The organism is Acetobacterium sp. K1/6, from assembly GCF_034438075.1.
GTDB classification, from domain to species: Bacteria; Bacillota; Clostridia; order Eubacteriales; family Eubacteriaceae; genus Acetobacterium; species Acetobacterium carbinolicum.
Window position 1 is genome coordinate 1 of record NZ_JAXQGA010000018.1, and the last position, 25056, is coordinate 25056.

Sequence of the window (25056 nt, forward strand, 5' to 3'; positions counted from 1 at the left end):
ACAACTGCTCAGACGTCCTTTGGACATACGGTTCCGGTTTATGATATGGAAAGAACCATCTGTGATCTGATCCGCAGCCGCAAAGGGATTGAAATCCAAACCTTGGTATCAGGATCAAAATGGTGGGCGTTATCGCCAATACTAAAACACCATTCGATATTGACATTGGCGATGTCATTATACCAGATGCGGAAAGTAGAAAAATTGGCGTACAGATCAGTGGGTTTGAATCACCAAATATTTTCACTTATTCTCTTGAATCAACAGTTTCAGAGAAATGGGATGCAATCATAAGTCGGATGGAAACTACCAGTAGAATGAAAGATTATTATGATATCTATTACCTGGCAGACCATTACGATTTTGATGGAAAAATACTGAAGGATGCGCTTTTGAATACATTGAGCAATCGAAAAACTATTTTTGATGAAACCACGATTGTAAAAGTATCAGATATGTATAATGACGATGATATGCAAAAAAGATGGAAGTCATTTTCCAGGAATTCATTGGAAATTGATCTGGAATTTAAAATTGTAGTTGATATGGTTGTTCAATTTATCGGAAAGCCGATGAATGCAATCATTAAGGAAGAAGATTTTTCTGAAGATTGGTATTCAAAAGATAGAACTTACAAATGAGAATAAGACGGTGAATTCTTATCGCCCGAAATGATTGATGCGAGGTGAGATAAGTGAAATATGTTGAACTATTGGAAAAATACGAGGAATTATTGAGTGAAAACAAAAAGTTAAAAGCAACAATAGCGGATCTTAAATCAACGATCGCTGAGGAATCCACAGTTAACGGTATTGTTAAAGAAGCAGAAAATTTAACAAACGCTGAAGATACAATTGGTCTAACAAAAAAGAGTTCAACGTAGGAAAAACTTGATTTATTTCTATCGGTTTTCAGAGGCAGAACTGACGTTTGTGCCAAACGGTGGCGAAATAAGCCAGGCTATTCACCATACTGCTTTAATGACTTCAAACCAGGCATCTGTAATAAACCCCGGACAAAGTGTACGGAATGTAAGCAAAGTAATTTTGCGTCACTGGACAGAAAACAACTGAAAAAACACTTGTTAGGGACAGAAAGAACCAGCCATATCAAACAATTGGTTGAGCTTCAAAGTGGCAAAACCGTAAATGTTATTGAATTATCAGGCAATTTAACGGCGAAGAATAGAAAAAAAGCGGTGGAGAGTATCAGGGCAATTAAAAGTGGCGAAAAGTACGTGATTATCGCTACCGGAAAGCTGATTGGCGAAGGCTTTGATGAAGCAAGATTAGACACTTTATTTATGGTCATGCCAATTGCGTGGAAAGGAACGATTGCTCAATATGCCGGACGACTTCATCGGAATTATGAAGGTAAAAAGGAAGTGCTTATCTATGACTATGTTGATGTCCATATACCAGTTTTGGAACGAATGTATCATAAACGGTTAACGGCATACCGATCATTAGGATACAGTATAAAAACCAGTAGCAGTACGTCTGATCTTGAAAATGGTATTTTCGATGAATCAAATTATTTTGATTATGTATTGAAGGATATTGAAAGGGCAAAAAAAAATGTGTTAATTTCAAGTCCATATCTGCAGAAAAAGAAAATTGAAAAAGTGAAAGACGTGCTTTTAAAAACATATTCATCAGGAATACGAGTAACCTTATGCACCAATGAAATTGTGGCTTTTCCAGATAAGCAAATGAATTATATCAAAGCGATTATTGAAAAAATAAGCGGAAAAGGAATTGATGTGATTCAGATAAAAAATAACCGATATCGGTTCATGATTATTGATAGTAGAATTGTCTGGTATGGCGGTATCGATATTCTGGGGAGATGCTTAAATGAGCAATCTTTAATTCGGATTGATAATGGGGCATTGGCAAATGAATTGACTGGTATTATTTATGAACATATCAGTCAATAGATTAAAATACTTACTCCCGGGTGGCATTGCATGATAATCGGTTGGAGATCACCTTGCCAGGGAGGCTGTTGGATGAGGTTTCCATAAAAAAATAGGCTTAGATAAGAAAGTATATGAAGACAAAAAATGATGGTTGGCATTTTGTCTTTATCGTTCGTATAATGTATGCCCTAGACCTACTGATTCGTAATCTCAGTAGGTCGAGGGTTCGATTCCCCCCGCTAGCTCCAGTAAAATGATTATATTTTTGCAAAAGGAATGTCTTTAAACAGCCATTCCTTTTGTTTTAAAATTGTTTTTGTACATTAATCACTTACCATTAACATCAATGCTACGCACTCCACGTGCTTTGAGGATTTAAAGAAGATGCTTGATCAAGTTTATATCCCCTTGGCGGCGGAGTATGTTTATAACTAAAATTTGAGTTTTACATGATAATCTATATTTTACCAATACTTTTGTTCATGTTGTTTTACCTGCTTTTTTCCGAGCGGGCAAAAAGAAAGGTACCGATCATCAAACAAATCACGGTCAACACGACAATGGCGGTAAAGTTCACCACGGGATTAAATAATACAACGCTTGCGTATTCCGGAGTTCCAGCGTAGACCACCGCGCGAACCAGGTCAAGGCAGTATGTCATCGGCATGGCATGGCTTAAGACATACAGAATGCCACTGGAGTTATTAATTGGAATGATCGCTCCGGAAAGAAACATCTGCGGCATGGTGATAAGCATCACAGCAGTATTGGCTGTCTTATTGCTTTTGATAACCCCGATGATGATCATTGCCAGAGCGCCGCCGGAAAGGCACATCAGCGGTGATAGGATGAGAATCATCAGCAGCTGTCCGGGATTCAGGGTAATTCCCATGATGATCCCAACAATTAAGGTGCCGGCCATACTGATAATAGCACCAAAGGATGAGCCGAAAATTTTACCGATCACGATCGAATAGCGCGAGACCGGAGAAACCAGCATCTCCTGAGTAAAATCCGTGGTATGGTCTTCGACCAATGATGTCATTCCCATGGTTGTGACCATAAAAAGCATATTAACCATCATACCGACCATCATAAATTTACTGTAATCGAAACGGAGTCCTCCCGTCATATTCTCAGCGAGGCTGCCGCCCAGCATCCCCATCATGATCAATGGCATGGCAAGACTCGTAAAAATTGTACCGGGTGACCGGAGTGCCAGAGTTATGTCCCTTAGAGCGATCGTGATAACGGCATTGATTTCTCGTTTGACTCTTGATTTTCTATTTGTCAATGAAATTTCAGTCATGCTGCACCTGCCGTTTTGTTAATGTAATCCACATATGCGTCTTCCAGTGATGGCTCTTTAATTTCCAATACCGTCAGTTTGGTTTTAAGTTTGGAAATAATTTCCTGCGGCGTTCTGTTCTGATAAGGAACGATGATATGCGTATCCTTTTTATGTAACAATCCCAGCTCCGAAAGTTCACTCGTCAAGCTTATCCGGTCTTCGGCATCCAGAATAATTTCCTTGCGTAGCAGACTTTTTTTCATTTCCTCCGGCGAGCAACAGCTGGCAATCTGTCCTTTATTAATAATGCATACCTTATCCACATGCTCAGCCTCGTCGATATAGTGTGTGGTTAAAAAAACCGTTGTCCCGTATTCTTTGCGGACATTATTAATGTATTCCCACAGACTTCTACGGCTTACCGCGTCCAGTCCCTGCGTCGGTTCGTCAAGAAACAAAACGGCCGGTGTGTGCATGAGACTGCGGATAATCTCCAGTTTGCGTTGCATGCCGCCCGACATCTTTTTGACGGGCTTAAAGATGGTATCCCGAATTCCGACAATCTCGGCGAGTTCCATGACACGATTTTTATATTCTGCGGGCATAAGCCGAAAGGATGGACGGTAACTGTACATCCCATATAAGCAAGCATGGAAGCGAATATTTTCCTCCGCTGAGAGCTGTAGATCGAGGCTGGGCTTTTGGAAGATGATCCCTACCTTATCCCGTACCTGCTTTGCTTCTTTTTCAATGTCATAGCCGGCAATCATTACGATGCCAGAAGTTTTGGACAATGTAGTGGTCAGGATCGAAATAGTGGTGGTTTTTCCGGCTCCGTTGGGACCGAGGAAAGCAAAAAACTCGCCTTCATCCACCGCAAAACTGACCCCCTTGACGGCCGGTGCTTTTGCTTTGTCATATTGTTTTATCAGATTTTCTACTTGAATCATCGACATAAAAATAACCTCCTGTTTATTTACTTCGAAATTAGTTTAACAAAGTAATTTAAACACAATATAAATGGCATTTAAACACAATGTAAATGCGAAAAAAAGTTTATCGGTCTTTGATGGAAAGCAACTTCGGCAGGGTGATCGTAAATGTTGTGCCCTTATTGATTTCGCTTTGCGGAGTAATTTGACCTTCATGCAATTCTACAATTTTTTTAGCGAGAGAGAGTCCGAGTCCGTTACCGCCGAGAGCCCGGTCGCGGGATTTATCGACCTTATAAAAGCGCTCAAATATATGGATCTGGTCTTCCGACCGGATACCGATACCGGTATCGATAATCTGACAGCACACCTTTGTTTGATCGGACGTCAATATAACGTGAATCATTCCACCTTCCGGCGTGAATTTTATAGCGTTATGGAGAAGATTCACCCAAACTTGAGACAGCAACCCCTCGTCGCCCTGGATTGATAATCTTTCCAAATCCACTTCCATCACAATATGCTTGGTGCTCCATTGTGGCTCTAACATCAGGGCAACATCCTCTAACTGCTTGTCGAGCCTGAATTCGATGAAGGATAAAGGTTCACCTCCAGTTTCCAGCGCTGATAGCTTCAGCAGATTATCACTTAAAGCGGACAACCGTTTGCTTTCGGTTTCAATGATACCTAAATAGCGATTTTTTTGTGCAGTTGTTAGGGTGTCGCTTTTTAATAATGCGGCAAAACCGCTGATGGAAGTCAGCGGAGACTGTATCTCGTGAGATACGTTGGAAATAAAATCCTGTCGTAGCTGTTCCATCGTGCCAAGTTCTTTCGCTATTTTATTGATTCCCTCCACCATATCGTTGTGGTGGTACTCATCCCAAGTCTCGATAAAGACGTCGAAATCCCCTTGGGCAATTCTTGTCATAGCGTTTAGTAATTGATTTTGCATAACATGATGCTGCTGGATACCTTTTGAATACTTACTAGCGATTAATCTGGAAACGGATGCCACACATATAAATAAAATCATGCCAACGAGTCCTGAAATAATATGAGTCCAAAATTCCGAAGGCGTGCCGGTCCAGTGGTAAATCATAACTGTAATGCCATACCCGGCGGCAAAAGAACAGCCAAAAGTAAAAAAAAGTAAAGCTACTGAAATTGCGGCAGGAGGTCGTTTAGTCTGTTTCATGAGACCACCTCCAACCGGTATCCAAGACCCCGGATGGTGGTAATTTTAAAACCGGTCTGTTGCTCCGGAAAACGATCGCGCAATCGGTTTACATGGACGTCTAACGTCCGTTCGTTTCCCTCAAAATCAACGCCCCAGATATCTTCAATCAATCGGTTGCGGGAAAATGTTTTACCGGGAAAGCTTGCCAGCTTGAAGAGCAATTCAAATTCCTTCATCGGAATATCTTCATGTAAGCCATTCATTGTGATGCTGTGGCGGTTTCTATCGATCGTAACATTGCCGATCTGGATTATCTGGGATGCTTCAATTTTATAACGCCGCAACAGCGCCTGAACGCGTACGACCAATTCATCGCCTTCAAAAGGCTTGGTCAGATAATCGTCGGCGCCAAGTCCGAAGCCTTTTACCTTGTTTGCGAGCTCACCTTTGGCCGTCAGCATTAAAATCGGCATGTTTTCGTAATAAGAACGCAAATGACGACAGAGCTCAAAGCCGTCCATGTTCGGCATCATGATGTCGATAATTGCCAGATCAGGGTTATCAATATCGATATTTTGTAGCGCTTCATGTCCGTCTGCTGCCTCGCATACTTCAAATCCGTTGTTTTGAAGCAAAGCAATCACAAGTTCACGGATGTTCGAATCGTCGTCAACAATCATAATTTTACTCATCTTTCATCACCTCTTCTAAATTGTATCATATCGATGTAAACGGAGATTAAACGAAGCAAAAAAATTGCAACTTTTGATTATTTCCGAATGTGGTGATATGCTTTCTTGTAAGTTAAAGAATTGAGGATTGATAGTGTTGAACATTCCGAATCAAAATCTCTGCAATTCAGATTGTGGAAAATCCATCCATAGATTATCTGTTTGTCCTTCAAAAGATTTGAATGGGTGCAAAAATCAGTGACTTATTTTTTTTGGGGGGGAAAGTTGTATTTAAATTCACGATTGACAGCATCCGAGAATTGATTGCAAATGCAGTCAGCCCCGCCTGTAAGATAATGGGTTTGTCGGAACTGGATTTTGCGTCTGTCTTCCTTCGTATGTTCTAAAATACCTGTTTCAGGGAGAGTTTGATACCTGCTTTATTGGTTGGTGGCATCTTTGGGAAGCCCATGAGCAGGGCATTGTTAGCGTACTGTTGCTTTTTTCTTAAAAAACTTGATATTGATTCATATGTTTGGTATAATTAAAAGAACGTAGTAGAAATACATTAATATGAATAATTTGGCAGGATCTTAATTGATAGTTATCAAATAAGACAATACGAACAATACGATGTGAGAGTTTATTAAAAGGAGAAAATAATATGAACGAAAAAGTAACAATTGCAATAGAAAAAAGAGAAAAAATGAGTGGCAGTGCAGGAAAAAAACTAAGGAAAATTGGTTATATTCCCGGTGCGATCAATCGAAAAGGTCTGGAATCCGTTTCAGTAAAAATAAGTAAAGATGAATTAGTAAAAAACATTCATAAATATGGGAAGAATTATTTATTTACGCTTGATCTTGAGGGGCAGGAATCATATGCTGCAATGATAAAAGAAATTCAACATGCGCCAATTAAAGGTGAAATTTTAAATGTCGTTTTTCAGGAGGTATCGATTACCGAACCCATTAAGTTTGATCTTAATATTAAAATAATCGGCAGGGAAGCAATCGAATTAAGAGAACTAAATTTTGTGCAGCAAATGGACAAAATCCTTGTGACAGGATTGCCACAGGATATACCGGATTATCTTGAAATCGATGTAACGGATCTTAATTTAAACGACAAAATCTGTGTTGGCGATATTAGTTATCCCAAAGGCATTGAATCAGAAATTGAAGCGGATAAAATTGTATTGCTGATAAATGAAATGCGATTAGAAGATACAGTCACAGAAGATGAGTTAGAAGCTGTGCAGGAATAAAACCGCCAAAGTTTATTGATCAAGTGTCAAAAAAATACTTAATTATATGCCTTTGCATTATCGTGAAAGCACTTTTATATGTCAAGTAAATAGTATGTAGCTCAAGTAGATGGCGTATAGCAGGTTTGGTAGATCAAACTTGCTATACGCTATATTTTTGTGGTACTTACGGATGAAAAAATCACATTAGGGTGCAGCACAACACCCTAACCGATTGCATTGCCGATTAATTTAATAATGAGGCTTAAGTTGTAGTTACCTGGAAATTCGAAGGAAATTTTATCAACAAAGTAATTATATAATTCTAATTCATTTTCCAAATCATAATTATTTGAGTTTTTTACAGAAAAAGCAATAAACTTTGAGTAGGGTAGAAAAGTGAAAATTGGAAGCTCAGGATCTTCATAGGTACAAATAATAATCCGTTTAGAGGTAAACAATACCTCAGAAGGGAAAGGGAATCGATCCGCTACATAAAACTCTACCACCTGTTCCTGATCATTTAGCATAGCTTGGATACTCTTCTGAATCATGGAAGTACTTTTTTTGTCAGTAATGATGAAGCGTGAAGCTTTAAAGTCGATCATTTCAACTCCTTCTATTTCAAAGAAAGTTACCCAATTGTAGTCATAATTGAGTAACTTTTTTTGAGTTTTAGAAAACCATTTTTTTGACTACAATTGTATTAAGGGCAGCTAATTCTTTTTCCATAACGGCGATGTCGTCTTCCTTGTCGGGCAAGAACTCCAAAATAATCAGTCCGGTTATACTGCACAATTCTTCAGAAGATTCATGCAAACCAAGACGTGTTTTAATAATACATCCATTTTTGGTTAACAATTCCTGTACCTTCAATGCTTCGCTTTCGCGATTACCAACCTGAATCCCCATAATTTGTCTCATAAAAAAACCCTCCTATTAAGTATTTATATCTTAATAAAATACCCAATTAATGGAGAGTTAAACTAGTTTGATTAAAAATAATTCTAAGCTTAGAGCAGATCGTGAATTATTTATAACTCATCTTTTAAGCTCCAACTCACGTTTTTTCCCAGCTCATTGTTTTCCCCTGGAATCCAGATATCAATTTTTAGTTGCTCCAGTTTTTCCATTGATTCAAGGTCATTAAGTTCTTGTGCTTTTTCGTAGGCCTTTATAATCCAGTTTTTTGTCAGCTTCTGAAAATCACCGCCCTCGGTTTGGATATAATCATTTCTAATATTTAGTTTTCCATCGATTACTTTACTCGAGTATCTTAAGCCCATTTCGTATCCTCCTAAGATTTGTTGATATTTGTCTTTAATACATTATATCCTGTTCTGTCAAAACTTGACATAGTATTTTTGAATATTTATAAAAATACTTAATCGTCGTTTAGTACCGGTTCCAAACTGGTATCCCGGAAAAAGGAGTTCGCATTAAAGAGATAGAGTACATCAGTGATCTGGGCATCAGCGATGAGATCATCAATACTATCATAGTAGTAACGGGGATCAACGACGGTGATCTCACTGTAAAAAGGGGTTAAAAAGGGAATAAAAGCATTGGCATATGAATCCTTGATAATCAGCAGATTTTTTTCATTCAGTACCGGATTTTTAATTTTTATAATGGGATGATTACCAGCCAGAAAAACGGCATATTTGTCCTTCTCCTTTAATTGTTCGCTGTCATAAAGGGAAGCGGCTTTTTTTTGTTCTTCCACATAGCTTACCACCGAATAGTCATCGTCGCTTTTAGGAATATAAACCTCAATGGTATCGGAGGAAGACGTCAAATAGCCACTTTTAGAAGCCAGGGCACCAGAAAATGAGTGGGTAACAGGATAAACGATATAGGCATCAGGGTCTGCTTTAATGCCCATGCTATCGGCGACTCCCTGAAAAGAAAGCCAGGCACCTAAAGTGGTCCAGTGATGGTCGGTTTTATAATACAAAAGTTGGTCCTGATGTTCTGCTAAAATCGGACTGGGATCAAGAACGCTGAAGTGTTCCTGCAAGCCGGCAGTAAAGCTATTGATATAGTCGCTTTGATTTAGTACCGGAGCATAGGCTGGCAGTTTATCAGCGGTGACACTAATCGCATTGGGAACCAGCATAAAGTAGTGGTTTAGATCGGAGTGCTTTTCAGCAAACTGGTTTAATGCAGTTTGAGTCTGCGCCACAGTGTCAACAGGTAAAGGATCAAAGTTTTCGATCAGGGTGGCGTTTTTGCCGAAATAAACCCCATTGGAGCTATTTTTTCCGATCAGGCGATCGGTACTGGTTTTGGTATGAATCCAGAAATTTCGCCCGACTAATTGGTCGGCCGTGTACTTTTGCATTTTTTTCATATAGCGGCCATCGATGATGCTGTCCACAGAAAAACGGGGCCATTGGGTTAAAATCCGGTTTTCATTTTCAGACAGTTTGGTATCGGGCAGGATCAGTGAGGCCAGGGAGAAAAAGGCAATGATCCCGATAAAGAGCAGCCCCAATAAATTAATATATTTTTTATAAAATAAAGAATGAGCATATTGATCATGTTCACGATGGTTATCTTTTTTTCGCATATTACTTCACCTAAAATCTAAAATATAAAAAAGGATTATATGTTTCTGTTACTAAATAAGCAATGGATAAAAACATAATCACGCTGTTAAGTCCCAGTCCAAAAGTGATCACCCATTTTTTTTCCTGGTGAATCAGTTTGTTATAGCGTTGATGAACAAACGGGGTACAGCAGATGCCGCATATAAGTAATAAAATGAGACTGGTGGTTAGGTAATAGAGGCCGGTTGAATCAACCAGAGACGCACCGGCAGTAAAAAACATAACCTGCAGGTAAGACAGGGCAAAACCCATGTCCGGACTGGCAAAGAAAACCCAGCCGATTATAACCAGAATCAGGGTGTAACTGTGCTGAATAAATCTTGGCAGTTTTTCCAGCAGTGCGCTTAAGAATACTTTTTCAGCAAAAAGGATCAGCCCATAATAGCCACCCCAGACGACAAAATTCCAGTTGGCACCATGCCAGAGGCCTGTTAACAACCAGACAATACAGAGGTTTAAAAAGAGCCGGGGGATGGGAACACGGTTACCACCCAGAGGGATATAAAGGTATTCACGAAACCAGGTTCCCAGTGAAATGTGCCAGCGTCGCCAGAATTCGGATACGCTTCGGGAGATATAGGGATAATTAAAGTTTTCGAGAAATTCAAAACCAAACATTTTCCCCAAACCAATGGCCATATCCGAATAACCACTAAAGTCGAAATAGATTTGAAAGGTAAAGGCGATAATTCCGATCCAGGCGGTAAGTACTGACAGTTCACCCACATTTATGGCTGAAATAAGGGTCCAGATATAGCCGATATTGTTGGCCAGCAGAACTTTTTTGCCGAGACCCTGGATAAAACGTTCCACTCCGATTCCGAATTTTTCCTGATTGATCACCCGCTCGGTTAGCTGATCGTCGATATCCTTATAGCGAACAATCGGTCCAGCGATCAGCTGCGGAAACATGGTGACATACAAGCCAAAGGAAATGATGTTTTTTTGGACCGGAACCTTTTTCAGATAGATATCAATGACATAGGAGAGAATCTGAAAGGTATAAAATGAAATCCCGATCGGTAAGGGTAAGGGCGTGTAGGGAATCCCCAGACCAAAGATCTGGTTAATGATACTCAGTAAAAACCCCCAGTATTTAAAAAAGAATAAAATGCTTAAATTCACGATGAGAGTAAAAATAAAAATTTGCTTCCGGACTAAATGGGGCTTTTTGTCCATCAATAGTCCCATGCCAAAGTCGAAGGTGATGGTAAAAAGCATTAAGAAAACATAAATCGGTTCTCCCCAGGCATAAAAAAATAGACTGATCAGAAGCAAGATTAAATTTTTCCCCTGTTTCGGGATAATGGTATACAGACCCAATGCAATGGGAAGAAAAGCAAAGATAAACAAAATACTGCTAAAAACCATGGTCACTCCTTAGGGATTATTCTTGATGCTTTTGACAAAGGTATCTTTTAATGTGGACGCTTCAGGTGATACACAATAAAAAAGCGTGTTTCCCACAATTTTAAACTCATGATTTTCAAGTAGCTCCACCTGCTTCGGTCCGTATCCGCCAAAGCTCTCCAGTTGCATGGCGTTGCGGACATCAACGGCCCCTTCGATCAGATCCAATTGGGCGGAATCTGAGGCTTTAATCACAAGGATTTCGGATACATCCATATAATTGGCCGGGACGTAAATTAAAACTTCCTGATAGTCACTCATATTGAGTCCGTAATAGCGTTTCAATGTTTTTCCATCCCCCTTTTCCATCCCGCTAAGGTTTTGGGAAGCGGCGAGCAGATCGTTTTCCACCTGGGATAAAGGTGCCTGCTCGGCAGAATGACAGCCAAAAGAGAGTAACGCAAGTATTAGAATGGATAGAAGTACAAAAATTTTTTTCATGATGGTCCAATTCTATAATAAATTTTTTAAATTGCTGTTATCCACAAGCGTGTCCAACCATAGTGGGTAAAACTCACGGATCACATGGATGCCGTCTTGTTCATGGTACTGTGGGTTGTTTTTCAAAAGCGGGTAGGTATTGATATAATGGATATTTTTTCGGGCAGCCATTTCCACTAACGCAGCATTATAGGTTTCAATTTGACTGAGCTCGGGGTTTTCTTTGAGGGCTTCATCGGTAACCGGAAAGATACTGCAAACATAGATTTGGGTATTCGGTAATTGCAACCGGATTGAATCGATAAGCTTCTCGTAAGAAAGGATATAGGCGTCCAGGGTACTATCGGGATGACTGATGTCATTGAGACCTAACTCAAAAAAAACATACCGCGGTGCCAGTTCAACGATACTTTGGACGTCTCCTTGACTGTTTTCGGCTGATTTTCCCATCATCGCAACCAGTGAGGTCGGGTTTAAAAATCCAAATAAACCTAGTCCCTCGGCGATGGAATCACCAAAAACAAGGGCATTGCCAAATAATGCGGTGTAATCGCCGGGGTCAACGGCTTTGCGCTTCATGTAGTCAATTTTTTCTTCCATGGTATAGAGATCCCGGGCTTCTAGTGCAGTTAGGATTTCGACACCCTCGTCAAGTTTTGCGTTTTCTCTGGCGGTGGTTTGATACACAATAACCAGAATTAGCATCATTATAACACCGGGAATCAGCATAACAATAACCGGATTTGCCTGGACACGCTGTTTTATTTTTTCAAACATAGAGTAACACCTTTTATTGTCGAATTTGTATAGTTAAACATATCACAATAGCAGGTAGAAATTCAATGTCTGTTTTGTAACAAATTAATATTTTGTTGTTACGAATAGTGGTTTAAAAGTAGATAAATAAAAAAGCGCCTGAAAACAACTCTGGGAATTATTTTCAGACGCTATTTATTGAGATATCAGAACGAGCACTTATCCATGGTTCGAGTAGCAACCACATCGATTCCAAGACCTAAAAGATCTTTGATAACAACATCACCGGTTTTTATGGGTGCTTCCACAACAACCTGATTAATAGCGGCCATGGCATCAAAAATCTGGCCTTTGGGGATGGGCTCCGCGGTTTTAACCGGCAGGCGGGGAAGCATGGCATGCTTAATCACCACCGTAGTGGGAATAACCCGGGTTGGGTTGGTCATTTCATTGATGGCATATTTTGGACCACGTTTACAGGTGTTGCCGGTAACCTCATAGGTACCATCCGCTTTTTCTTCAATGGTCATCTGGCACCCGATGGGGCAAACAATACAGGTCATATCTTTTTTCATTTCTTTGCCTCCTCTACGACAAATCGGATTTCTCCGGCAGGATACTGGGCTAAAACATCTTTGGCGATCTTAAAGTTAACCATTTCGGCGGGCAGTAATTTCTTTTCTTTTTTAGTGGCGATCAATTGGTCGCCAATATAGGCATTAACCACTTTATCTTGAAAGACCTGTCGCACACGCATATAGAAAGTAACTTTTTCCTCGACGTTTTTCATGGCAACCTGCTGCGGAACGACATAACCAATTCCGTCGCCGTTGGTGGTCGTAAAGGTAATCTCACTAGCCAGATCACCCTTGATATACTTGGCTGCGCCTTTACCGGCCAGGACCGCTTCTTCGCTGACAAAATCCACCAGGTCATGAACATGAACCACATTTCCACAGGCAAAAACACCAGGCATAGAGGTTTGACGCAGTTCACCGACAATGGCACCGTTGGTTCGGTTGTCCATGGTAACACCGGCATTACGAGTGATTTCATTTTCGGGAATCAAGCCCACTGAAAGCAGGAGGGTATCACAGGGAATATATTCTTCGGTACCAGGAATCACTTTTAGTTTTTCATCAACCTTGGCAACGGTAACGCCTTCTAATCGGTCCTTACCGTGGATAAAGGTGATGGTGTGGCTTAATTTTAGCGGGATATCATAGTCATCCAAACACTGAACAATGTTTCTAACCAGACCGTTAGAGTAGGGCATTAGTTCGCAAACAGCCTGAACATGAGCACCTTCCAGGGTCATTCGTCGGGCCATGATTAGACCGATATCACCAGAGCCGAGGATAACCACTTCTTTACCAACCATATATCCTTCCATGTTGATAAAACGTTGGGCAGTACCGGCAGTGAAAACACCCGATGGACGATACCCCGGGATACCGATGGCACCAGAGGTCCGTTCCCGACATCCCATAGTTAGAATAACAGCTTTCGTTTCAATAACCATGTACCCGTTTTCTTCATTGATAACGTGGATGGATTTGAGTTCCCCGTTGTCATGCATATCAAGTACCATGGTATCGAGCATGTAAGGAATATTAAGATCTTTTACCTTATCAATATAACGTTCGGCATATTCCGGTCCGGTTAATTCTTCATTAAACGTATGCAGACCAAAACCATTATGAATACACTGGTTAAGAATACCGCCTAATTCCCGGTCTCTTTCCAGAATCAGGACATTTTCTGCTCCATCATTTTTAGCTTCAACGGCAGCGGCCAAACCAGCGGGTCCACCACCTAAAATAACAACATCATATATCATGATTACGCCTCCTCCTGAACGGATTTCGTTTGACCTGAGAGAATGAAGGTCGAATCCTGTTGATCGTACATAATTTCATCTAATGGAACATTGAGTTCGCGGGAAAGAATTTCCACAACCCGGGGAGAACAGAAGCCACCCTGACAGCGTCCCATACCGGCACGACAGCGTTTTTTAACTGATTTAACGGTTCGGGCACCAGCACTGCGGTGAATAACATCGATGATTTCACCTTCAGTGATGGTTTCACATCGACAGATAACCTTGCCGTATTTTGGATCTTCATTAATAATTGCAACTTTTTCTTCCTCGGTCATTTCATCAAAACGCAGATGCTTTCGGACCTTAGGATTATAGTCGTGATTTTCTTCGATATCTGGGATCATTGGTTTCACAATTTCTTCGACCACAAAGTGAGCAACCGCAGGAATTGAGGTGAGTCCAGGCGATTCATAGCCAGCCACGTTGATAAATCCTTTTACGGGCGATTCTTCAATGATGAAATCACCATCAGTCGTTGTAAAGGTATCCTTTACAGGAGTGTTTCGAAGTCCGGCATAGGACCTAATAATCTTGTTAAATGGTAGCGAAGGACAGTTTTTAAGGGCATTTTCTTTAATATAGTCGAGGCGCTCAGTGGTGGTCGAAATATCGCCTTTGTGCACGGGTTCAGCATCCGGTCCAATTAACAGATTGCCGTGAGCGGTCGGTGCCACTAAAATACCTTTGCCCTTTTTTGAAGGACATGGGAAGATGACACTATTAACCAGATAACCGGCTTCTTTATCAAAGATAAAATAATTTCCCTTACGAGCAAGCAGTTTAAAGTAGGGTTTGCCAACCATTTCATAGATATCATCAGCAAATAAGCCGGCAGCATTAATGACATACTTAGCTTCCACATTTCCGGAATTGGTAATAATTTCGAAGTGGTCATTGTGGTTTATGATATCACTGACCAGATGATTAAGCTTTAGGGTAACACCGTTGTCGACAGCGTTTTCAGCCGCGTGAATACAGAGTTCAAAGGGGGACACAATCCCTGCTGTCGGAGCATAAAGAGCGCCGCAAATATCGTCATGGATATGGGGCTCCATGGCGTGGACTTCATCTTTAAATAAGATCTGAAGTCCAGGAACTCCGTTTTTTAAACCGTTTTGATAAAGTTCGTGCAGGGTTGCCATTTCGTACTCGTTATGAGCAACAACCATGGAACCACATCGTTTAAAGGGCACATCCAGATCCTCACAAACCTGATCGTACATAAGATTTCCAGCGGCGTTGAATTTTCCTTTCAATTTATGGGCCGGGGCATCAAAACCGGCATGAACAATGGCAGAGTTGGCCATTGTAATCTGATTTCCGACATCATTTTCTCCATCTAATAAAACAATGTCCAGTTTGTATCGGGTCAATTCCCGAGCAATGTAGGAACCGGCAATACCAGCTCCAATAATGGCGATATCATACATAATATATTCCTCCTAAGAATAATAAAAAATTAAAAGCCATACAATTTTCTTAAATAAGGGTTCATTTAAGAAAACAGTATGGCTCTCCGTTGCCTTGTATTTTATTTTTGCTTATTCGTTCTGGAGCAATCGCTGCTCTTCCCGAATAAGTTCTATTTTATCCCACAAAGGCTTGTGAGATGTACTGGCTGATAGTGCGCCAGCAGCAAGACACGAACGAACTTCTTCCTCTGTCTCTATGAATCCCCCGGTAACAATTGGAATATCGAGTTCCTTTTTTACAGCTGTAATCAGCTTTGGAACCAGGCCAGGTAAAATTTCGATGGCATCAGGCTTAATTTTCTTTGCCGATGTAATTGAAATATCCATGGCAGAAGAATCCAATAGAAATAAACGCTGAACAGTCATCAGACCTTCCTGCTTTGCCCGAGTGATAATATTGTTTTTCGTGGTAATAATTCCCGTTGGCTTGATCTCATCTTTTAGATACTTAATAAAATAATTATCCTGTGAATAACCTTTAATAAGATCCAAATGGGTAAACACGTGTTTACCTGATTTAGTACAAAGCTCCACCATTTTTTTAAGATTATAGACATTGCCGGTCAATAAAAAGATGATCTGCGATTTCGAATGAATGGCATCATAAATATCTTTCGGATTACGAACAGCGACAATAATGGGGTTGTCTTGAAACATGAGAAGACATTTTCTCGTCGACATAAAACTCCTCCCGGTTGGATCGTATTTGCAAATTCATTATAACACAATCACAAAAATAGGAAAGAGTAAAATCTAAATTGCCGGGGTGTGGTTAAACACCCCAACAATTTATTGATTAATGAATTATTAATGTAGTTAGATTATTCGGCGTCTTCCCAGCCTTTAGCAGTTTCAACAGCTTTTAACCAGCCAGCATATAATTTAGCACGAACATCAGCATCCATGGCAGGCTTAAATGAACGGTCCAGTTTCCAGGCAGCAGTTACATCCGCTTTACCATCCCAGAATTTAACAGCCAAACCAGCCAGGTAAGCAGCACCCATAGCAGTGGTTTCAACGATTGAAGGACGATCAACAGGAACGCCTAAAATATCAGCCTGGAATTGCATCAAGAAATCGTTAGCGCAAGCGCCGCCATCAACTTTTAATGCCGCCAATTTGATGTTTGAGTCTTTTTCCATCGCATCCAGAACATCTTTTGTCTGATAAGCGAGGGATTCAACAGTAGCACGGATTAAATGAGCCTTGTTGGCACCACGAGTTAATCCTAAGATAGCACCACGAGCATACATATCCCAATGCGGAGCACCCAGTCCAACAAAAGCAGGAACCATATAAACACCATTGGTGTCAGCAACTTTATTACAATAGTATTCGCTATCAGGTGAAGAATCAACCAGTCGAACTTCGTCTCTTAGCCATTGGATCGCAGCACCGGCAACGAAGATTGAACCTTCTAAGGCATAATCAACTTCGCCATCTAAGCCCCAGCCAATGGTCGTAATCAAGCCACTGTTCGATTTAACGGGTTTGTCACCAGTGTTCATCAGCATAAAGCAACCGGTTCCATAAGTATTTTTAGCCATACCAGGTTCGAAGCAAGCTTGTCCGAAGAGAGCAGCTTGTTGGTCACCAGCAGCACCGGCAATGGGAATTTCTGTTCCGTAAAGAGAAGTTGATCCGTAAACATCTGAAGATGGTCGAACTTCTGGTAACATAGAAGCTGGGATATCCAGTTCTTTTAACATTTTTTCATCCCATTTAAGGGTTTTAATATTAAATGCCATCGTGCGGGAAGCATTTGAATAATCGGTTACATGTACCTTGCCATCAGTTAATTTCCAGATTAACCAGGTATCAATGGTTCCGAAAGCCAGTTCGCCTTTTTCAGCTCTTTCACGTGCACCAGGAACGTTATTTAAAATCCAATTAATTTTTGTTCCAGAGAAGTAAGCATCGATTACAAGACCGGTGTTTTCACGAACATAGTCTTCCAATCCACGGGCTTTTAATTCATCACAGAAAGATGCGGTACGACGGCACTGCCAAACAATGGCATTATAAATAGGTTCGCCAGTTTTTCTGTCCCAAACGACAGTTGTTTCACGTTGGTTTGTGATACCAATAGCAGCAATATCTTCAGCGGTAGCGCCAATTTTTGATAAAGCTTCAGTGACAACACCACTTTGGGTAGCCCAAATTTCCATGGCGTCATGTTCAACCCAACCGGCTTTTGGATAGATTTGGGTAAATTCTTTTTGCGCAACACTGACGATTTCGCTGTCATGGTTAAATAAAATCGCTCTTGAACTTGTAGTTCCTGCATCCAGTGATAAGATATACTTCTTCATAAGTATAACCCCCTATTTATTTGATTATTTATTTGATTATGTTTAAAAAACATAATAAAATCATAGAAAAAACAATAAAACCAAACAAAAAAAGCACATACTAACAGATTTACATATTCTCTTAATGTAAAAACGAAAGTACGGCCCTCCATAACTCCTGCCAATATATGAAATTAGTGAATCTTTTCGTAAGCAAAGGTAAAATTGTTTACAAACATATATTAACATAACTCTGAAATAATGTAAAGGATTACCAGTAAAAAATAATGTTAAATAAATAACAAATAAAAAAAACGGTTGAAATAAATCATTTAAAATGAAAATGAATAATCAGTGCAAAATAGTATATAATGTAGAAAATAGATAGGCCACGGCTGCTGGGATCAATTTCAACCGCCTGGGACAAAATGTCTATTTATTTTTAAGAATCTATGTTATAATAAAAATTAAAGAAATCGGAAATAATTAGAAAAACATGAAATTAAATTTTAACAGTAAAGTGAAAGAAAAGATGGAAAAACAGTTTACACATCTTCATGTGCATAGCGAATATAGTCTATTAGATGGTTTTGGCAGGATCAACGAGCTTGTTAAGGCGGTGGCGGAAAGTGGCATGGAGAGTATTGCGCTTACCGATCATGGGGTGCTTTTTGGTGCCGTTGATTTTTATAAGGCCTGTCTAAAGGAAAAAATTCATCCGGTTATCGGCTGTGAAGTTTATGTTGCTCCAAGAGGCCTTGAAAACAAGGATCCCGTCTATGACAAAGAACGAGCTCATCTCATTTTGTTAGCAGAAAGCAACCTTGGGTATAAAAATCTCATGAAGATTGTTTCAAAAGGTTTTATTGATGGGTTTTATTATAAGCCCAGAGTGGATCATGACTGCTTAAGAAAATACAGCGATGGTATTATTTGCTTGTCTGCGTGTATCGCTGGTGAGATTCCGCAATTGATCCTAAACAATGATTTGGCTGGAGCAGAAGAGCGTTGTCGGGTTTATCAGGATATTTTTGGTAAAGATCATTTCTTCCTGGAAATTCAGGATCATCGTCTCAGGGAAGAAGCGTTGATAAACGAGCGGATGATTCAGTTATCAAAAAAAATGAGCATTCCATTGGTGGCGACGAACGATGTCCATTATGTCCACAAGGAAGACAGTGAAAACCATGACATTCTTTTATGCATTCAGACCGCAGCCACCGTTTCGGATGAAAAGCGGATGCGTTTTCCCAACAATGAATTTTATTTAAAGAGTCAGGAAGAAATGCGTAAGCTCTTTGCTGATCTGCCCGAAGCGATTGAAAATTCCAATCGCATTGCCAGGCGCTGTCAGGTCAGCTTTGACCTGGAAAAAACCCACCTGCCGCAGTTTGAATTGCCTCCCGGTGAAAGGGCCAGAGACTATTTAAAAAGCCTGTGTATGGCAGGATTGGTAAAAAAATACCAAACGCTGACCAAAGAATTACAAGATCGTTTGGCATATGAATTGGAAACCATTCATACGATGGGCTTTGATGATTATTTTCTCATCGTTTGGGATTTTATCAAATATGCTAAAGACAATCAGATCATGGTTGGGCCCGGACGGGGAAGTGCTGCCGGCAGCCTGGTTGCCTATAGTTTGGAAATCACCACCATCGATCCGATTAAGTATCAGTTGCTGTTTGAACGTTTTTTAAATCCGGAGCGGGTAACAATGCCGGATATTGATGTGGATTTTTGTTACGAACGGCGTCAGGAAGTTATCGATTATGTGGTGAACAAGTATGGCGAAGACCGGGTGGCTCAGATTATCACCTTTGGAACCATGGCGGCTCGGGGTGCGCTCCGGGATGTTGGCCGGGCACTCGATATGCCTTACAGCCTGGTCGATCGGGTGGCCAAGGAAATACCCATTCATCCAGGGGTCAATATCACCATTGAACAAGCCTTAAAAGAAAATCCTGAACTTAAAAAAATGGAAGATTCAGATGCCGATATTGCCAAGCTGGTTAAGACCGCTCAGTCCATTGAAGGTTTATCCCGGCATGCCTCGACGCATGCCGCCGGGGTGGTCATTTCAGATTTGCCACTGGTTGAATATATCCCGCTTTATCGAAACAATGATGTAATCACAACTCAGTTTCCGATGGGTTTATTGGAAGATCTGGGCCTGCTCAAAATGGATTTTCTGGGCCTGCGAACCTTAACGGTGATCCGCGATGCCCTGGAGCATATTGAACATAGCACTGGTCGTCGTCTGGATCTGGACAGTCTGGAAATGGATGACGTCAAGGTTTATGAAATGCTCTCAAAAGGCGACACCCTGGGTGTTTTTCAATTGGAAAGCCGGGGCATGCAGCAATTTATCAAGGAACTCCAACCGGGCAGTTTTGAAGATATTATCGCTGGGATCTCACTTTATCGGCCTGGGCCGATGGATCAGATTCCACGCTATATTGAAAACAAGAAAAACCCCTCTCTGGTTACCTATGATCATCCCATTCTTGAGAATATCCTCAACGTCACTTATGGGTGTATGGTTTATCAGGAACAGGTGATGCAGATATTTCGCGATGTGGCTGGTTTTTCAATGGGACGAAGTGACCTGGTCAGACGGGCCATGTCCAAGAAAAAGATTAGCGTGATGGAGGCCGAGGGTCTGGTTTTTATCCATGGTGAAGTCGATCAAACCGGAAAAGTTCTAGTTGACGGTGCCATCCGCCGGGGGGTATCAGAAGCGGCGGCAAAAAAAATCTTTGAAGAAATGAAAGATTTCGCAAAATACGCCTTTAATAAATCCCATGCGGCGGCATATGCCGTTGTCGCCTATCAAACTGCCTGGTTGAAGTGCTACTATCCCACCGAGTTTATGGCGGCTTTAATGTCGAGTATTATGGATGATGAGAAAAAAGTGGCGAAATATATAGAAGATTGCCGAAAAATGGGTATTCATGTATTACCACCCAGTATTAATGAAAGCTACGAGAAGTTTAGTGTTTCTAGTAATTCGATTTGCTTTGGTTTGGGAGCCGTTAAGGGGCTCGGTAAAAATGCCATTGCCGCTATTATTGAAGCACGCAAAGCCAAGGGCAATTTCTTGAATCTACGGGATTTCTGTGAGCGGGTGGACCTGAAATCCTTAAACAGGCGCAGCATCGAAAGTCTTATTAAGGGCGGGGCATTTGATGGCATCGGCAACAGCCGGGCGCAAATGCTGGCCATTGCTGAACTGATTGTCGATCAGGTTCAGCGAGAAAAGAAAGATCGCATTTCCGGACAGATGTCCCTTTTGGATATGGCCGGACTGGGTGGATCACAGGAACTGACAACGCTGAAGGAGGATCATTTCCCTCAAAAAGAGCCGTTTTCCAAAGAAGAACGGTTAGCATTGGAAAAAGAAGTTTTAGGTCTTTACGTTACCGGCCATCCACTGGAAAAATATGAAGATATCTTAAAAAAAACCGTCACCTTGTTTTCCAGCAGTGTTGACAGCTATCAGGATTTAAAAGATGCTGGTATTCGGGACGGACAGCAAGTCAGTATTGGTGGTTTAATTGTGGAGAGCAAAACGATGATGACAAAGAAAGGCCAGATGATGGCGTTTCTAACCCTTGAAGATCTTTATGGGCGCATCGAAGTGGTAGTTTTTCCGAAAACATATGATGAGTATCGTCGTTATTTAAAACAAGATCAACCATTGGTGATCAAGGGGCGAATCAATTACAATGAAGAAGCTCGAACCTCGGTGATTGCAGCTCAGATCTATCCCATCGGAGAACCGCCTAAGAACATACAAAACCTGGCTGTAACCGAAAGCAAAGCGCCATATGAGAACAATGACGGAGTCCAAAAGCGCCAAAAGCTGGTTTTGAGTTTAGGGGATTTAACAGAAAAAGCCTTGATAAAATCGGTAAAATCGATTCTAATTAAGTATCCGGGATCGGTGCCGGTGGTGTTATACTTAAAAAACGAAGGTAAGCATTTTGGGGCCAATAAAGACTTATGGGTTACCCTTGAAGAAACCCTGATCACTGAATTAGGACAAATTTTAGGAATAAAAAATGTGGAGGTAAAATAAAAATGAGAATTGGAGTTTTAACTAGCGGAGGCGATGCCCCCGGCATGAATGCAGCAATCCGGGCCGTTGTGCGAACAGCAATCTTTAATAAGGTTGAGGTCTATGGGATTAATCGGGGCTTTGCAGGTTTGCTGGAAGGCGACATTACACCGTTTAGTGTTTATTCGGTAGCGGATATTCTACAGCGGGGGGGAACAATCCTCAGGACCTCCAGAAGTGAGTTTTTTGCAACCGAGGCGGGAGTTAAGCAAGGTGCCAAAGTGCTGGAAGAATATGGCATTGACCATCTGATTATTATCGGTGGTGATGGCAGCATGAATGGTGCCCTGGCACTCCAGAAATTAGGGGTCAGCGTGGTGGGTATTCCCGGTACCATTGATAATGATCTGGGATTTACCGATTATACCATCGGCTTTGATACGGCCGTAACAACAGCCCTGGATGCGATCAGCAAAATCAGAGATACCACCTACTCCCATAATCGCATTAATGTGGTTCAGGTGATGGGCCGAAAATGCGGCGATATCGCCCTTTACTCGGGATTATCCGGAGGTGCAGAGGCCTTAATTTTGCCGGAGGTTGAAACCGACCTGGATGCGATTTGTTTGCGACTGCTGCAGGGGAAAGATCGGGGGAAACTTCATAGTATTGTCATGTTAGCAGAAGGCTGTGGTAATTACCGGGATTACTGTGTCAAGATTGAAGAAAAAACCCAGGTAACAACGAAGGGGACAAATTTGGGCTACATTCAAAGAGGGGGATCACCGTCGAATATGGATCGGAATCTGGCCAGTTTTATGGGTTATAATGCGGTATTAAGTATTATAAAGAAAGAAACGGGAACAGTGATGGCCCAGCGATGTGGCTCGTATCTGGGTATTCCGATCGAAGAAGCTCTGGCGATGCCAAAGATTTTCCGACAGGATATTTATGATATGGCTTCGGTATTATCCATTTGAGCGATTCATAAAAACAAACATCGTGTAAATCGGGTTATACCAGCGTTATAAACAATAACGATGGTGCTGATCAGTAAGATTTTTATGTTTGTTATTTTATAGAGAGAGATTAAATTAGAAAAGAGGTAGAAAATGAAAAAAACTAAGATTGTCTGCACATTAGGACCAGCAGCAGATACAAAGGAAATATTAAAAGAACTTATTCTCAATGGGATGAATGTGGCACGACTCAATTTTTCGCACGGTAGTCATGAAGAACATGCGGCCAGAATTAAGCGGATCAAAGAAGTACGTAAAGAGCTGGGGATTCCCGTTGCGATTATGTTGGATACCAAGGGACCCGAAATCAGAACTGGAGAACTGAGCGCCGGACAGGTAGAACTGGTTGCCGGAGAAAAGGTAACACTAACCACCGAAATTATCCAGGGTGACGAAAAACGTTTCAGTATTTCCCATGAAAATCTTCCCAATGAAGTATCGCCGGGATGTCGGATTCTCATCGATGATGGATTAATTCAATTGGAAGTGGAAGATGTTTTTAATAATGAAATGGTCTGCACGATTTTAAATGGTGGAACGCTGGGCAGCAAAAAAAGTATCAACCTACCAGGTATGAGCATTGAATTACCTGCTTTAACAGAAAAAGATCGCGGTGATATTATTTTTGGAATCCAGCAAAGAGTCGATTATGTGGCGGCATCGTTTGTGAGAAAACCCCATGATGTATTAGAGATCAGAAAGGTTTTAGAACGCAATGGCGGAGATTTGATTGACATTATTTCTAAAATTGAAAATCAGGAAGGTGTCGAGAATATCGACCGAATTCTTAATGTTTCCGATGGAATTATGGTTGCCAGAGGGGATCTGGGGGTAGAAATACCGGCAGAAGATGTACCACTGGTTCAAAAGAGCATTATTCGAAAATGCAACCTTGTTGGGAAACCCGTTATTACCGCAACTCAAATGCTCGATTCGATGATGCGAAATCCCAGACCGACCCGAGCTGAGGTCGGTGATGTGGCTAACGCCGTGTTTGATGGAACAGATGCCGTGATGTTATCAGGTGAAACAGCAGCGGGATCTTATCCGATAGAGTCGGTAAAAACGATGTTTAATATTGTCGTAAAAAGCGAAGATTCGGAAGAGTACGCCCGTCGTAAAAAACCGGATCATGGGGAACTGAGCATTACGAATGCAGTTAGCGAAGGGGCGTGTCAGATTTCTGAACAACTCGATGCACAGACTATTATCGCAGCCACATCCTCAGGTCATACGGCCCGGATGATCTCCAAATACCGTCCTGATTGCGGGATTCTGGCGGTTACTGATAAGGTGACAACGATTCGTCGTCTGGGCCTGGTTTGGGGAGTCAATTGTATTTACACGCCGGAATTTAAGGACACTGACAGTATGATTATGGATGCGGTAAAAAAAGCAATGGAGCAGGGCTATGTGCAATTTGGAGATCTCGCCATCGTTGCTGCAGGTGTGCCCTTAGGTGTTCAGGGAAATACCAATATGATTAAGGTGCATACCGTCGGAAATGCCATCATTAATGGGGTCGGCATTGGGAAAAACTCAGTGACTGGCCTTGCTAAACTCATTACTTCTGATAATCTGGATGACTTTCAGGAAGGTGATATTTTAGTGGTGAAAACCCTGACACCAGAGCTTAGTCAGATCTTACTGTTGGCATCGGCAATTATTACGGAAGAAGGTGGACTCAGTTCGGAAGGAGCCATTGCCGGACTTCATTATGATATTCCGGTTATTGTCAATGTTGTTAAAGCGTTGGAAATCCTTGAACATGGGAAACTTATTTCAGTTGATCCCATCCGTGGGGTTGTTTATCAGGGCCGGGTTCAAACGAAGTAGAATTAATTAAATACTTAATAAAAAGCGATTGGTATC

22 protein-coding genes and 2 pseudogenes are annotated in these 25056 nt (G+C 41.2%); 8 read left to right on the forward strand and 16 right to left on the reverse strand.

The features are described 5' to 3' along the window. The 4 genes and pseudogenes from U2P91_RS14020 to U2P91_RS14035 form a co-directional block, all read left to right on the forward strand. Nucleotides 1-106: pseudogene (locus U2P91_RS14020) on the forward strand (abortive phage infection protein); the annotation flags it as partial. A gap of 13 nt (nucleotides 107-119) precedes the next feature. Further along, nucleotides 120-641, forward strand: coding sequence for a nucleotidyl transferase AbiEii/AbiGii toxin family protein (locus U2P91_RS14025; protein ID WP_111889324.1), 522 nt, complete (start codon nucleotides 120-122; stop codon nucleotides 639-641). Between the two features lie 53 nt (nucleotides 642-694). Then, entirely contained in the window at nucleotides 695-883 is a 189-nt protein-coding gene (locus tag U2P91_RS14030; RefSeq protein ID WP_111889325.1) for a hypothetical protein, read from the forward strand. Between the two features lie 12 nt (nucleotides 884-895). Next, a pseudogene (locus U2P91_RS14035) lies at nucleotides 896-1939 on the forward strand (TOTE conflict system archaeo-eukaryotic primase domain-containing protein); the annotation flags it as partial. Between the two features lie 472 nt (nucleotides 1940-2411). Here the strand turns inward: U2P91_RS14035 and U2P91_RS14040 are convergent. The 4 genes from U2P91_RS14040 to U2P91_RS14055 all read right to left on the reverse strand — a co-directional run bounded on the left by U2P91_RS14040 (nucleotide 2412) and on the right by U2P91_RS14055 (nucleotide 6016). Next, nucleotides 2412-3230: an ABC transporter permease gene (locus U2P91_RS14040; RefSeq protein WP_111889327.1), complete on the reverse strand. Its 819-nt coding sequence runs from the start codon at nucleotides 3228-3230 to the stop codon at nucleotides 2412-2414. Continuing rightward, nucleotides 3227-4168 carry an ATP-binding cassette domain-containing protein gene (locus U2P91_RS14045; RefSeq protein ID WP_111889328.1) on the reverse strand — a complete coding sequence of 314 codons (942 nt, stop codon included), beginning with the start codon at nucleotides 4166-4168 and terminating at the stop codon, nucleotides 3227-3229. Before U2P91_RS14045 ends, U2P91_RS14040 begins: the two co-directional genes overlap by 4 nt. Nucleotides 4169-4268: 100 nt before the next feature. Next, the gene (locus tag U2P91_RS14050) at nucleotides 4269-5342 is read right to left on the reverse strand and encodes a sensor histidine kinase (RefSeq protein WP_111889329.1); all 1074 of its coding nucleotides are present in this window, start codon (nucleotides 5340-5342) and stop codon (nucleotides 4269-4271) included. Next, complete coding sequence (locus U2P91_RS14055; protein ID WP_322519819.1) at nucleotides 5339-6016, reverse strand: response regulator transcription factor; 678 nt, start codon at nucleotides 6014-6016, stop codon at nucleotides 5339-5341. Before U2P91_RS14055 ends, U2P91_RS14050 begins: the two co-directional genes overlap by 4 nt. 643 nt (nucleotides 6017-6659) lie before the next feature. On the opposite strand from U2P91_RS14055, the gene U2P91_RS14060 reads away from it, so the two are divergent. Beyond that, entirely contained in the window at nucleotides 6660-7262 is a 603-nt protein-coding gene (locus U2P91_RS14060) for a 50S ribosomal protein L25 (RefSeq protein WP_322519820.1), read from the forward strand. 206 nt (nucleotides 7263-7468) lie between these two features. On the opposite strand, the gene U2P91_RS14065 is transcribed toward U2P91_RS14060, so the two are convergent. The 12 genes from U2P91_RS14065 to glpK form a co-directional block, all read right to left on the reverse strand. Next, the gene (locus U2P91_RS14065; RefSeq protein ID WP_322519821.1) at nucleotides 7469-7849 is read right to left on the reverse strand and encodes a PH domain-containing protein; all 381 of its coding nucleotides are present in this window, start codon (nucleotides 7847-7849) and stop codon (nucleotides 7469-7471) included. A gap of 67 nt (nucleotides 7850-7916) precedes the next feature. Next, on the reverse strand, nucleotides 7917-8165 hold the full coding sequence (locus U2P91_RS14070; RefSeq protein ID WP_111889348.1) for a hypothetical protein: 249 nt from the start codon (nucleotides 8163-8165) through the stop codon (nucleotides 7917-7919). 110 nt (nucleotides 8166-8275) lie between these two features. Beyond that, nucleotides 8276-8527 (reverse strand): hypothetical protein, encoded by a 252-nt coding sequence (locus U2P91_RS14075; RefSeq protein WP_111889349.1) that lies wholly within the window; start codon nucleotides 8525-8527, stop codon nucleotides 8276-8278. Between the two features lie 98 nt (nucleotides 8528-8625). Beyond that, the gene (locus U2P91_RS14080) at nucleotides 8626-9813 is read right to left on the reverse strand and encodes a DHHW family protein (RefSeq protein WP_322519822.1); all 1188 of its coding nucleotides are present in this window, start codon (nucleotides 9811-9813) and stop codon (nucleotides 8626-8628) included. Nucleotides 9814-9823: 10 nt separating this feature from the next. Beyond that, nucleotides 9824-11224, reverse strand: a complete 1401-nt coding sequence (locus U2P91_RS14085; RefSeq protein WP_322519823.1) for an MBOAT family O-acyltransferase — start codon at nucleotides 11222-11224, stop codon at nucleotides 9824-9826. Between the two features lie 9 nt (nucleotides 11225-11233). Continuing rightward, the gene (locus U2P91_RS14090; protein ID WP_322519824.1) at nucleotides 11234-11704 is read right to left on the reverse strand and encodes a DUF4358 domain-containing protein; all 471 of its coding nucleotides are present in this window, start codon (nucleotides 11702-11704) and stop codon (nucleotides 11234-11236) included. A gap of 12 nt (nucleotides 11705-11716) precedes the next feature. Beyond that, complete coding sequence (locus U2P91_RS14095) at nucleotides 11717-12481, reverse strand: GDSL-type esterase/lipase family protein (RefSeq protein WP_322519825.1); 765 nt, start codon at nucleotides 12479-12481, stop codon at nucleotides 11717-11719. Nucleotides 12482-12666: 185 nt separating this feature from the next. Next, entirely contained in the window at nucleotides 12667-13035 is a 369-nt protein-coding gene (locus U2P91_RS14100) for a DUF1667 domain-containing protein (protein WP_111889374.1), read from the reverse strand. After that, the gene (locus U2P91_RS14105) at nucleotides 13032-14303 is read right to left on the reverse strand and encodes an NAD(P)/FAD-dependent oxidoreductase (RefSeq protein WP_416173386.1); all 1272 of its coding nucleotides are present in this window, start codon (nucleotides 14301-14303) and stop codon (nucleotides 13032-13034) included. The genes U2P91_RS14100 and U2P91_RS14105 overlap by 4 nt, the downstream gene beginning before the upstream one ends. Next, nucleotides 14303-15772 carry an NAD(P)/FAD-dependent oxidoreductase gene (locus U2P91_RS14110; RefSeq protein WP_111889376.1) on the reverse strand — a complete coding sequence of 490 codons (1470 nt, stop codon included), beginning with the start codon at nucleotides 15770-15772 and terminating at the stop codon, nucleotides 14303-14305. Before U2P91_RS14110 ends, U2P91_RS14105 begins: the two co-directional genes overlap by 1 nt. Nucleotides 15773-15883: 111 nt before the next feature. After that, complete coding sequence (locus tag U2P91_RS14115) at nucleotides 15884-16495, reverse strand: glycerol-3-phosphate responsive antiterminator (protein ID WP_111889377.1); 612 nt, start codon at nucleotides 16493-16495, stop codon at nucleotides 15884-15886. 140 nt (nucleotides 16496-16635) lie between these two features. Then, nucleotides 16636-18126: a glycerol kinase GlpK gene (gene glpK / locus U2P91_RS14120; RefSeq protein ID WP_322519827.1), complete on the reverse strand. Its 1491-nt coding sequence runs from the start codon at nucleotides 18124-18126 to the stop codon at nucleotides 16636-16638. A 511-nt stretch (nucleotides 18127-18637) separates the two neighbouring features. On the opposite strand from glpK, the gene U2P91_RS14125 reads away from it, so the two are divergent. From U2P91_RS14125 to pyk, 3 genes are all read left to right on the forward strand, one after another. Further along, nucleotides 18638-22186, forward strand: a complete 3549-nt coding sequence (locus U2P91_RS14125) for a DNA polymerase III subunit alpha (RefSeq protein ID WP_322519828.1) — start codon at nucleotides 18638-18640, stop codon at nucleotides 22184-22186. A 2-nt stretch (nucleotides 22187-22188) separates the two neighbouring features. After that, nucleotides 22189-23145 carry an ATP-dependent 6-phosphofructokinase gene (locus U2P91_RS14130; protein WP_322519829.1) on the forward strand — a complete coding sequence of 319 codons (957 nt, stop codon included), beginning with the start codon at nucleotides 22189-22191 and terminating at the stop codon, nucleotides 23143-23145. Nucleotides 23146-23277: 132 nt separating this feature from the next. Continuing rightward, nucleotides 23278-25020, forward strand: a complete 1743-nt coding sequence (pyk, locus tag U2P91_RS14135; protein ID WP_322519830.1) for a pyruvate kinase — start codon at nucleotides 23278-23280, stop codon at nucleotides 25018-25020. The last annotated feature ends 36 nt before the right edge of the window (nucleotides 25021-25056 follow it).

Bases quoted from the DNA above. Each gene is read 5' to 3' on its own strand.
- U2P91_RS14080 (WP_322519822.1), bottom strand. From the start codon at position 9,813: ATGCGAAAAAAAGATAACCATCGTGAACATGATCAATATGCTCATTCT.
- U2P91_RS14050 (WP_111889329.1), bottom strand. From the start codon at position 5,342: ATGAAACAGACTAAACGACCTCCTGCCGCAATTTCAGTAGCTTTACTT.
- U2P91_RS14085 (WP_322519823.1), bottom strand. From the start codon at position 11,224: ATGGTTTTTAGCAGTATTTTGTTTATCTTTGCTTTTCTTCCCATTGCA.
- U2P91_RS14055 (WP_322519819.1), bottom strand. From the start codon at position 6,016: ATGAGTAAAATTATGATTGTTGACGACGATTCGAACATCCGTGAACTT.
- U2P91_RS14095 (WP_322519825.1), bottom strand. From the start codon at position 12,481: ATGTTTGAAAAAATAAAACAGCGTGTCCAGGCAAATCCGGTTATTGTT.
- U2P91_RS14045 (WP_111889328.1), bottom strand. From the start codon at position 4,168: ATGTCGATGATTCAAGTAGAAAATCTGATAAAACAATATGACAAAGCA.
- U2P91_RS14130 (WP_322519829.1), top strand. From the start codon at position 22,189: ATGAGAATTGGAGTTTTAACTAGCGGAGGCGATGCCCCCGGCATGAAT.
- U2P91_RS14040 (WP_111889327.1), bottom strand. From the start codon at position 3,230: ATGACTGAAATTTCATTGACAAATAGAAAATCAAGAGTCAAACGAGAA.
- U2P91_RS14065 (WP_322519821.1), bottom strand. From the start codon at position 7,849: ATGATCGACTTTAAAGCTTCACGCTTCATCATTACTGACAAAAAAAGT.
- U2P91_RS14125 (WP_322519828.1), top strand. From the start codon at position 18,638: ATGGAAAAACAGTTTACACATCTTCATGTGCATAGCGAATATAGTCTA.
- U2P91_RS14060 (WP_322519820.1), top strand. From the start codon at position 6,660: ATGAACGAAAAAGTAACAATTGCAATAGAAAAAAGAGAAAAAATGAGT.
- pyk (WP_322519830.1), top strand. From the start codon at position 23,278: ATGAAAAAAACTAAGATTGTCTGCACATTAGGACCAGCAGCAGATACA.
- U2P91_RS14090 (WP_322519824.1), bottom strand. From the start codon at position 11,704: ATGAAAAAAATTTTTGTACTTCTATCCATTCTAATACTTGCGTTACTC.
- U2P91_RS14025 (WP_111889324.1), top strand. From the start codon at position 120: ATGGTGGGCGTTATCGCCAATACTAAAACACCATTCGATATTGACATT.
- glpK (WP_322519827.1), bottom strand. From the start codon at position 18,126: ATGAAGAAGTATATCTTATCACTGGATGCAGGAACTACAAGTTCAAGA.
- U2P91_RS14100 (WP_111889374.1), bottom strand. From the start codon at position 13,035: ATGAAAAAAGATATGACCTGTATTGTTTGCCCCATCGGGTGCCAGATG.
- U2P91_RS14115 (WP_111889377.1), bottom strand. From the start codon at position 16,495: ATGTCGACGAGAAAATGTCTTCTCATGTTTCAAGACAACCCCATTATT.
- U2P91_RS14070 (WP_111889348.1), bottom strand. From the start codon at position 8,165: ATGAGACAAATTATGGGGATTCAGGTTGGTAATCGCGAAAGCGAAGCA.
- U2P91_RS14075 (WP_111889349.1), bottom strand. From the start codon at position 8,527: ATGGGCTTAAGATACTCGAGTAAAGTAATCGATGGAAAACTAAATATT.
- U2P91_RS14110 (WP_111889376.1), bottom strand. From the start codon at position 15,772: ATGTATGATATCGCCATTATTGGAGCTGGTATTGCCGGTTCCTACATT.